8 protein-coding genes, 1 tRNA gene and 1 riboswitch are annotated in these 9,707 nt (G+C 60.7%); of the genes, 5 read left to right on the top strand and 4 right to left on the bottom strand.

The window, feature by feature from the left end:
* Positions 1 to 433: 433 nt before the first annotated feature.
* Positions 434 to 504: transfer RNA gene (locus HMPREF2710_RS07970), tRNA-Gly, on the bottom strand.
* 152 nt (positions 505 to 656) lie between these two features.
* On the opposite strand from HMPREF2710_RS07970, the gene dcd reads away from it, so the two are divergent.
* Complete coding sequence (gene dcd / locus HMPREF2710_RS07975) at positions 657 to 1,256, top strand: dCTP deaminase (protein ID WP_049359310.1); 600 nt, start codon at positions 657 to 659, stop codon at positions 1,254 to 1,256.
* A 130-nt stretch (positions 1,257 to 1,386) separates the two neighbouring features.
* Positions 1,387 to 2,718 (top strand): septin family protein, encoded by a 1,332-nt coding sequence (locus HMPREF2710_RS07980; RefSeq protein WP_070593959.1) that lies wholly within the window; start codon positions 1,387 to 1,389, stop codon positions 2,716 to 2,718.
* A gap of 195 nt (positions 2,719 to 2,913) precedes the next feature.
* Here HMPREF2710_RS07980 and HMPREF2710_RS07985 read toward each other — a convergent pair whose 3' ends face one another.
* Together HMPREF2710_RS07985 and HMPREF2710_RS07990 are read right to left on the bottom strand one after the other, a co-directional pair.
* Entirely contained in the window at positions 2,914 to 4,338 is a 1,425-nt protein-coding gene (locus HMPREF2710_RS07985; RefSeq protein ID WP_070600545.1) for an MFS transporter, read from the bottom strand.
* A 160-nt stretch (positions 4,339 to 4,498) separates the two neighbouring features.
* Complete coding sequence (locus HMPREF2710_RS07990; RefSeq protein ID WP_049347564.1) at positions 4,499 to 4,732, bottom strand: DUF4235 domain-containing protein; 234 nt, start codon at positions 4,730 to 4,732, stop codon at positions 4,499 to 4,501.
* Between the two features lie 267 nt (positions 4,733 to 4,999).
* A riboswitch (TPP riboswitch) is annotated at positions 5,000 to 5,100 on the top strand.
* Between the two features lie 58 nt (positions 5,101 to 5,158).
* Here HMPREF2710_RS07990 and HMPREF2710_RS07995 point away from each other — a divergent pair.
* The 3 genes from HMPREF2710_RS07995 (at position 5,159) to HMPREF2710_RS08005 (ending at position 8,296) form a co-directional block, all read left to right on the top strand.
* Entirely contained in the window at positions 5,159 to 5,791 is a 633-nt protein-coding gene (locus tag HMPREF2710_RS07995) for an ECF transporter S component (protein ID WP_049350529.1), read from the top strand.
* Between the two features lie 88 nt (positions 5,792 to 5,879).
* Positions 5,880 to 7,502 (top strand): ABC transporter ATP-binding protein, encoded by a 1,623-nt coding sequence (locus HMPREF2710_RS08000; RefSeq protein ID WP_070600547.1) that lies wholly within the window; start codon positions 5,880 to 5,882, stop codon positions 7,500 to 7,502.
* The gene (locus tag HMPREF2710_RS08005) at positions 7,499 to 8,296 is read left to right on the top strand and encodes an energy-coupling factor transporter transmembrane component T family protein (protein ID WP_070600548.1); all 798 of its coding nucleotides are present in this window, start codon (positions 7,499 to 7,501) and stop codon (positions 8,294 to 8,296) included. Before HMPREF2710_RS08000 ends, HMPREF2710_RS08005 begins: the two co-directional genes overlap by 4 nt.
* A 319-nt stretch (positions 8,297 to 8,615) precedes the next feature.
* Here the strand turns inward: HMPREF2710_RS08005 and HMPREF2710_RS08010 are convergent, their stop codons facing one another.
* Complete coding sequence (locus HMPREF2710_RS08010) at positions 8,616 to 9,518, bottom strand: aminotransferase class IV (RefSeq protein ID WP_070600550.1); 903 nt, start codon at positions 9,516 to 9,518, stop codon at positions 8,616 to 8,618.
* Between the last annotated feature and the right edge of the window lie 189 nt (positions 9,519 to 9,707).

A 9,707-nucleotide genomic window follows, 5' to 3' on the forward strand; every position in this document is an offset into this window, starting at 1 on the left:
CTCGGGCACCCTGATGTCGCTTCAGGAAGGTATAGCTGTGCTGCGCGCTCGCATGTGTATCGGCACCCCTTTGGGAAGGTACCCTGACCTCCCAAACTGAACCACCGCAATGCCCTGAACTCAACATTCATTCCCGGCGAGCTGTCTGCGGTACCTCACCCGAGTATTCCCCTCCCCGCCCCCGCGCACACTCTTCCCAAACCGAGCAACCCGCGGTTCGTTCCCAGCCGCGCAGCCGCACCCACTACTCCACCTGCCCGGAGAAGGGGAGAGAGTTAGTAGGGGAGAGGCCGGTATGTTCCGTCGCGACATCAGGGTGTCCGACGCGAAGCGAGGACGGGTTCCCTGCAGGAGCAAGGAACATACCGCCTCGACCCGCTCAACCTAACTCAAAATAAAAAGCCTCCTACCGCGAAGTAGGAGGCGTGAGAAGAGCGGCTGACGGGAATCGAACCCGCGTATCAGGCTTGGGAAGCGTGCGCTCTACCATTGAGCTACAGCCGCATCTTTTTCAGTGTATCGCGCCTGCTTACCGGGGGTGAAATGTGTTACGGCTGTTTGTGCGCCGGCGCCGGGGTTGAAATGTGATGTAGGACTGTGTGCTGGGGCTGGTGGATGCCTGCACGTGGGTGGTGTTTGCCAGGTATCCTTTAAGCGTGCTTATTTCAGATCGCGATATTCGTCAAGAGATTGCTGATGGGCGCATCGTTCTTGAACCGTTCGATGAGTCGATGATTCAGCCTGCAAGTGTGGACGTGAGGATTGATCGTTTCTTCCGTCTGTTCGATAACCATAAGTACCCGCATATTGATCCTGCTCAGCCGCAGGAGGATTTGACGCGCCTGGTTGAGGTGGCTCCTGATGAGCCGTTTATTTTGCATCCGGGTGAGTTTGTGTTGGGTTCTACGTATGAGAAGGTGACTCTGCCTGATGATGTGGCTGCCCGTCTGGAGGGTAAGTCGTCGTTAGGTCGTTTGGGTTTGTTGACTCACTCTACGGCTGGTTTTATTGATCCTGGTTTTTCTGGGCATGTGACGCTTGAGTTGTCGAATGTGGCGACTTTGCCGATTATGTTGTGGCCGGGTTCTAAGGTTGGTCAGTTGTGTTTCTTCCGTTTGAGTAGCCCGACTGAGCATCCGTATGGTTCTGGTGCGTATGGTAACCGTTACCAGGGTCAGCGTGGCCCGACTGCTTCGCGTAGTTATTTGAATTTTCATCAGACGATGATTCCGACGGATGGTTCTGTGGAGTCTTAGTCTTTCCCGCTTTGGGGTGCGGGCGTGCAGGCTGTGTGTTTGTGCACCCGCGTTGGGCGGTTTTTCGCCTGTTGTGCTCGTGCGTTCACTCGCGTGCGGGTTTTTATCTCTCACTCTCTAAGGATTTTTGATGAATCTGAAGCCTGTTGTTCTGCGTGTTGCTGGCGCGGAAGTTTCTTTGTACCTGATTGATATGTCGGACTCTTTTGTGGAGCGTTTTAAGAAGGCGTGGGAGCCTCTTGCTCCGGAGTTTTTTGATACTCCTGATGAGGCGTATGCTTCGTTGTCTCGTTTTGATCAGGTGATGTTGGTTCATGCGCCGACTGATGAGTCGGTGATGGATTTGGCGAATCCGTTGATGGGTTCGTTTGATAAGGTTTCGACGCTGCGTGTGGCTGATGATGATTCGGGTATGCAGGATCTGACGAGCCGTATTACGTTGGCGATGATTGAGCAGCTGGTTGGTCGCGGTGTGATGCTGCATGCGGCTGTTATTGGTGACCCTGAGTCGAAGCGCGCTGTGGCGCTGGTGGGTGTTTCTGGTAGCGGTAAGACGACTGCGTCGCGTTTCTTGGGTTCGAAGTTTGCGTACCTGACTGATGAGACTGCGATTATTTCGGATGAGGGTGTTGTGTCGCCGTATCCGAAGCCGCTGTCTGTGATTGTTGACCCGAATGCGCCGAAGGATCAGCAGAACCCGGTGGATCTGGGTTTGAACGTGGTTGATCGTGATGACCTCAGCTATGAGCTGTCGCGTATTGTGTTCATTTCTCGTGATGAGTCGGCTTCTGAGCCGTATTTTGAGCGTGTTCCACTGCATGAGGCTCTGGTGTTCTTGAGTGAGCAGAGCTCGGGTCTGGCGCGTCACCCTGAGGGTGTTGTGTCGCTGGCTAAGCTGGTGGAGCGTTGCGGCGGCGTGTGGCGCCTGGTGTACTCGGAGGTTGAGGATACTTTGCCGCTGGTTCAGGATCTGCTGAATGGCGGTGAGCTGCCGAATGCTGATGAGGTTGAGAGCCTGGAGAAGTACACGGTTGAGGATCACCTGCCGGGTGTGTTCTTGAACGGTACGATTGCGGTTTCTCGTATGCCGGGTACTTCGGGTGTGCGTGTGGGTGAGGACGGCCCGTTCTTGCTGCTGTGTGACACTGAGCTGAATGAGCTGTCTGATTTTGCGGCTGAGTGCTGGCTGCAGGCTGAGGGCGACATTTCGTACGATGACCTGTTTGCGCGTCTGGCTGAGATCTTTGAGGGTCTGCCTGCGGAGGCGTATGACGAGAACCTGAGCGCTCTGGCGGCTGGTTCGATGCTGTGGGTTCGTGTGATTGATGATCCGCTGATTGATGACGCGACCTGGGCTCAGCTGACCAGCGATGAGGTTCTTGATGAGGAGGAGCAGCAGATTGCGCTGGATTCCTCCGAGGATGCTGTCTCTGACGATGAGGATGACGTGGTGGAGGACTAGCCACTGCGGTTCTCTGGTATAGCTCTCTGGCGCGGCTTACTGAGCTCCGCTTGATAAGCACTGCTTAAGCACAAAGGAGGGGCGGGTAGAAGATCATTCTTCTACCCGCCCCTCCCTTTGCGTTTACGGGTTTGCGCGGGGGTTCGCAAGGGCGGTTTGCAGGACGCTTAGCCCCGCATGCTTTACTGGGTTGCCTTACTGGGCAGCCTTGTCGCGGCGCTTCTGCTCGCGGCGAGCCGCACGCACACGCAACGGGCCGGGTGCCTTCACCGGCAGCAGCAGGAGCAGACCCGCCACCACAACAATCAGAATACCGAGCACACCCCAAATCTGCGCGCCCATGATGCTCACACACAGGCCGAACAGCATCGGCGCCAGGAAGCTGGTGGCACGACCGGTGGTCGAGTACAGGCCGAACAGCTCACCCTCAGTGCCGGGATCCGCCAGACGCGCCAGGAAGGTGCGGGACGCCGACTGCGCCGGGCCCACGAACAGGCACAGCAGCAGGGCGCATACCCAGAACACGCCCGGTTCGGGGAAGAACAGCAACGGGGTAGCCGCCAAGATAATGCCGACCAGCGAGATAACAATGATCGTCTTCGGGCCCAGGTAGTCATCCAGGTAACCACCCAGGATCGCGCCAACCGCCGCGACAGCGCTACCGGCAATACCGAACAGGATCACCTCGGAAGTGCTGAAACCGAACGTGCCCGCCGCGAGAATACCGCCGAACGTAAAAATACCGGACAGACCATCACGAAACACCGCCGAAGCAATCAGGAACCACAGGGTCTGCGGGGACGTCATCTTCAGCCGCTTAATGGTGCGCCACAGCGCCTTGTAGGAGGCGAGCAGGCCGCCCTGACGAGCCGGGGAGAGACGCTCCATACCGAGCTCCAGGAAACGCAGCTCGCGGGTGGGCAGCACCTCCGGCAGGAAGCGCTCGCGGGTGCGCATACGCACCAGCAGCGGCACGCAGAAGATCAAACACCAGGCGGCAGCGAACAATGCGACCGCACGGATATTCAGGGCGTTATCGGTGGTCAGGCCGAGCACTTCGGGGGTAAGCACAAAACCCCACAGCACCACAGCCAGCGCCAGGATGCCGCCAATGTAGCCTGCAGCCCATCCGGCGCCCGAAATCTTACCGATATTCTCCGGGTGGGAGATGCGCGGCAGCACGGCGTTATAGTTCACGTACGCGAACTCGCTGAACACGCTCGCCGCAGAAATCAGGGCGACACCCAGCCACAAGTACTGCGGGGTGGGGCCCACGAAGAAGCACGCCGCCATCGAGCCGACTAGCAGCATGGTGTTCACACCGAGCCAGAAGATGCCGCGGCCAGACTTGTCGTTACGCTGACCGGTCACCGGCGCCAGAATCGCAATGAGGAACCCTGCAATGGTCAGACCCAGAGACAGCGCCGAGGAGGTCTCTTCGGGAGTGCCGAAATAGCTACTGGTCAGGTACACGGTGAAGATGAAGGTCATCATAATCGAGTCGAAGCTCGACGAACCAACATCCCACATGACCCAGGACGCGACCGAACGGCGGCTGTTCGCGTGGTCAACGACCCTACGCGGAGCCTTCGTCTTACGGCGGGGAGAAGAAATAGTCATAGTTGTGCTTTCGGATGCCGAGGTGGCGCTTCAGCGTAGCGGCGGCGTGAAACCGGCTGAAGTGGGGCGGGCGTGCTGAAGATGGAACACCAGGCGGTACGTACCGAGTGGAGATACGTACCGCCTAGTTCATGAACTTTCGCGCGGAAGGCGCAAAGTCTTAGTTGAAGAAACGACGCTGCAGGCGAGCAATACCGAAGCTCACCACAGCACCCACGACGGAGGTCAGAACGGTCCAGAGGATGACCTGACGCAGGGTGTCTTCAGAGTCGTGGGAAATGGCGGGAGGCTGGTTGCCGGTAGCCTTGGTCCAGGCTGCGCCCAGACCCTTACCAACCAGGGCAGTAGCGCCCATGTTGATACCCGCAATGGCAAGCTTAGCGACGGGGTTCATGTGTATCTCCTTAGCTGTATACGATGCGGCGTCCTGCCCGTGAACCCCTTCGGGGTTGGGTGAGAAAAGAGCGCCACTCCCTAGCGTATAGGGTTTAAGGCGTTCGTGCCGCCTTGGAGCCGCTCCGTCCCAAAATTGTACACCGTGCAATTCTGTAATGTGGGCAGAAGAAGAAAACAAAAAGCGGCAAATTGGCACGAACAGCCAGACACGCCTACAATCGAACCTGGGCTTCCACCTGCACCACAACGGTACGGACAAGGAAGCCCACAACGACAGGGGAGCGCCACCGAGGCGCTGAGAGTGCTAAGCAGACCCTCGAACCTGATCCGGTTAGTACCGGCGTAGGGAGTCGAATTTCTTCTCAATGCCCTCGTCCAATCAGAGGGCGAGGACATTCCCCTTCCAACGACGGAAGGATCACCAATGTCACAGAACGCAACCCCCGCCTCCCAGGCATCTAGCCAGGCAGAATCGAAGAAGCCGAACCTGCGCTGGCGAGTCAACGAAATCGTTATCGCCGCAGTTATCGCAGTAGCCTGCGCCGTCATCTTCTGGATCTGGGACATCGCAGTCGGCCCCGCCGCCAAAACTGCACTCGTAGCAGCACCCGAATTCCGCCCCATCGTCGCCGGCGCATGGCTGCTTGGCGGCACCCTCAGCGGCCTGCTCATCCGCAAGCCCGGTGCGGCACTCTTCGGTGAAATCGTCGCAGCATTCATCTCCGTGCTCTTCACCGGCGGCGCGTGGAGTGGTGAAATCCTGATTGCCGGCTTCTTCCAGGGCGTTGGCGCTGAAATCGCCTTCGCAATCTTCCGCTACCGTCGCTGGGACGCATTCGTAGCAGTCTTCGCCGGTGCGCTCAGCGGCCTGTTCATGGGTGTTAACGAAATCTTCATCTACTACCCCGACATGGAACCGGTCAAGGCAATCATCTACGTAGCGTGCGCCGTCATCTCCGGCGCAGTGATCGCAGGCTTCCTCGCATGGATTCTCGTGCAGAACCTCGCCAAGACCGGTGTGCTCTCCTCGCTGGCATCCGGCAAGACCCGCCGCTAACCACCAGCAACTATCCACCGGCTAGTCACTCACCACGAGTCACCACTCGGCACACTACAGCAGCCACACAAAAGGCTAAGGAACCATCATGGAAGCAACACCGCGCGGGGCGCGCATCGAGCTCAACAACTTCAGCTGGCACCACCCCGGACGCCCAGAACCCGTCATCAGCGGACTCAACCTCACCATCAACCCCGGTGAAAAAGTCCTGCTACTGGGCACCTCCGGCGCCGGCAAATCGACGCTCCTGCACGCCATCGCCGGTGTGCTCCACGATGACGACGGCGAATCCGCCGGCGGCACCATCACCATCAACGGGCAAGCACCCGCCGAAGCACGTGGCACCGCGGGCATGATGCAGCAGGACCCCGAATCCTCCATCGTCATGGCAACCGTCGGCAACGACGTAGCCTTCGGCCCCGAAAACCTGCGCGTACCCCGCGAAGAAATCTGGGGCCGCGTCACCGAAGCCCTCACCGCAGTAGGGCTCAACCACCTTGCCCTCGACCACCCCAGCAGCGCACTGTCCGGCGGACAGAAACAGCGCCTCGGCCTGGCGGGCATCCTCTCGATGCACCCCGGCGCCATGATCCTCGACGAACCCACCGCCAACCTCGACCCCTCCGGCGTGCAGGAAGTACGCGACAGCATCCTCACCGCTGCGGAGGCGACCGGCGCGACCCTGCTCGTCGTAGAACATCGCGTGAGCATCTGGGCGCCGCACATGGACCGCATTATCGTACTCGGCGAAGGCGGCACCATCACCCACGACGGCGCACCCGACACCGTGCTCACCGAAGCCCGCCAAGAACTCATCGACGCGGGCGTGTGGGTGCCCAACTACGTGCCGCGTGCGCCGCAGAGCAACAGCGATAGCAAGTACGGCGAGGCGCTACTTCGCGCCGAAAACCTCAGCATCACCCGCGCACAACCCACCCCCAAACAACGACGTGCACGCCGACGCACCATCAAACGCCTCGGCGACACCCCCGCACCCGCACCCACCGACCTGCCCATACTGCGCAGCGGCATCAACCTCACCCTGCACGCCGGCGAACACCTCAGCGTGCTCGGGCCCAACGGCGCCGGCAAATCAACCCTAGCCCTCACCCTCGCAGGGCTCCTCACCGCACCCGACGGCACCCTCACCGCCACCGACGCGCTGCGTAATTACGACGGTAACCACGGTGGCGAGCCCGCACACTGGGACGTGCCCACCTGGACCCCAGCCCAAATGCTCAGCCGCATCGGCTACGTCTTCCAAGAACCCGAATACCAATTCATCCGCGGTACCGTACGCGAAGAACTCGAACTCGGCCCCCGCCGACTCGCCGCACTCACCCGCGAACCCCTCAACGAAGACGACCTCACCGCCCGCACCAACGAACTCGCAACCCGCCTACGCCTCACCCACCTACTCGACGCCAACCCCTTCACCCTCTCCGGCGGCGAAAAACGACGACTCTCGGTCGCCTCCGCGCTCGCCACCGCACCGAGAATACTCATTCTCGATGAGCCCACCTTCGGGCAGGATGCCCGCACCTGGGCCGAACTCGTCGACCTCATCCGCGAACTCCTCGCAGGCGGTACCGCCGTCATCTCCATCACCCACGACGAAGACTACACCGCCGCACTCGGCGGCAACCACATCACCCTCGAAGCGCTCGAAGCCTCCGAACCCCAGGCAACCAACGGAAAGGAGAACGCATGAACACCGACTTCTTCGGCACCATCGACCGAACCAGCTACTTCAGCAACCTCAACGCCGGCGTAAAACTCATCGTCTCCTTCACCCTCATCATCGCCGCACTCATCGTGCGCGACCCCCTCACCTCCGGAATCCTCTTCGCCCTCGAACTGCTCGGATTCATCCTCGTCGGATTCCGACCCGTCAACGTCCTCACCCGCTTCTGGCCCATCCTCATCGCCGTCATCACCACCGGCTGGTCCGTCGCCATGCTCAGCGCCAAAACCGGCACCACCATCCTCGACCTCGGCTTCAACAGCATCACCACCGACTCCGCCGCCGTCGGCGCAGCCATGATGATCCGCTCCCTCGCCATGGTCCTACCCACCCTCGCATTCGTCCTCACCACCGACCCCACCGACCTCGGCGACTCCCTCGCACAAACCTTCAAACTGCCGGCACGATTCGTGCTCGCCACCATCGCCGCCCTGCGCCTGGTCGGCATCCTCTTCGCCGAATGGAACGCCCTCGGCCAGGCACGACGCGCCCGCGGACTCGGCGCGGGCCAATCCCTCGCCGGACGAGCCCAAACCTTCGGCGGACAAAGCTTCGCCCTGCTCGTGCAGGCCATCCGCCGCGGCTCCCGCCTGGCCATCACCATGGAGGCGCGCGGCTTCGGCGCGGGCGAACGCACCTGGGCTCGTGTGCCGTCCTATTCGCCGCGTGATGTGCATGTGAGCATTGCTGCCGCCGTCATTATCGCTGTTGCGTACGGTGCATCTATTGCGGCGGGTACGATCCAGTTCCTCTGGGCCTAGTTCTTTCCGGCAGTAGCTTGCGGTTCCGCTTTCGTGGCTCCGCTTGGGAGACGGTATTCGCCCTCGTTCCTACAGGGAACCCGCCCTCGCTTCCGCTTCGGGCACCCTGATGTCACTACGGGCGATACCGTTTTCCCGCGCTGGGATACGGAGGCGCCCGCACCCTTCCTTCGCTCCTACAGGGGCACCCGCCCTCGCAGAGCTCGGGCACCCTGATGTCGCTTCAGGAAGGTACAGGCACCTCCTGTCCTTGACCGCAGACAGCACAAAGGGACGGTATTATCCTCGCTCGGATAATACCGTCCCTTTTTGTACGCGTTTAGCTCTGCTGCGCCAGGTAGTTCAGCAGCGTCGCGGTTAGCTCCGGGTCATGCGCCAGTGCCGTGCCGTTCAGATGAGTTACCGGCGCAATCAGACGCACCGACGACGCCAACCACACGCCGTCCGACTCAAACAAATCCTGCGGGTAGAGCGGGCCGAAGCCCAGCTCCCAGCCAGCCTGGCGTGCCGCCTCGAACACTGCACCCTGCGTAGTGCCGGGCAGGATGCCGTGGCTCGGTTCGGGCGTGTACAGTACCTTCTTGCCGTCCTCAATCTTGGCGACCAGCACCGAGGAGGTGGCACCCTCGAGCACGCGACGCTCGTCGGTGATGAAGATAGCGTCGTCCGCGCCGCGCTCCTGCACATACCGCAGGACCGCCATATTCACCGCGTAGGAGAGGGTCTTCGCACCGCCTAGCAGCCACGGGTAGGCGCTGTTGTCCATCGGCTCGTGGCCACGCGGCAGCAGCATCGCCTTCACACCCTCGGTACGGCGCTTCACGATGGAGGCAGGCACCGGCGATGCCATAATCAGCGTGTACGGGCCCGGCTGCATGGAAGTCACCGCCTGGGTGGGGCCACGCGAAATAATGATCTTCACGATATGCTCTTCGCCCAGCGCAGTCTCGGCACCGGCGGTCGCCTCACGCATGAGGCGCTCCACCGCCGAACGCAGAATCTCGGGTTCCGGGTCGGGCAAATCCAGCATACGCGCCGACGACTCGAGGCGGGACAGGTGCATGCCGAGCTTACGCACACGGCGGTTGACGGACAGCATGGTCTCGAAGACGCCGTCGCCGCGGGTGAAACCCTGATCATCAACGCTGATGAGGGGCACGGACGGGTCAACGAAGACGCCCTGCGGGTTCTGCTCGTTCAGAAGAATAACGGTACTAGACATAGTCTTATTGTACGTTCGCATCCCTAACCGGCGAGGGAAGACGGTATCGCCCGTAGTGACATCAGGGTGCCCGAAGCGAAGCGAGGGCGGGTGCCCCTGTAGGAACGAGGGCGAATACCGCCTCCCGAGCAGAGCTAAACGCATCAGAAAAGGGACTGCCGCATATTTCCTCCGCGCCTACGCAGGGGC

The organism is Rothia sp. HMSC069D01 (assembly GCF_001810135.1).
Taxonomy (GTDB): domain Bacteria; phylum Actinomycetota; class Actinomycetes; order Actinomycetales; family Micrococcaceae; genus Rothia.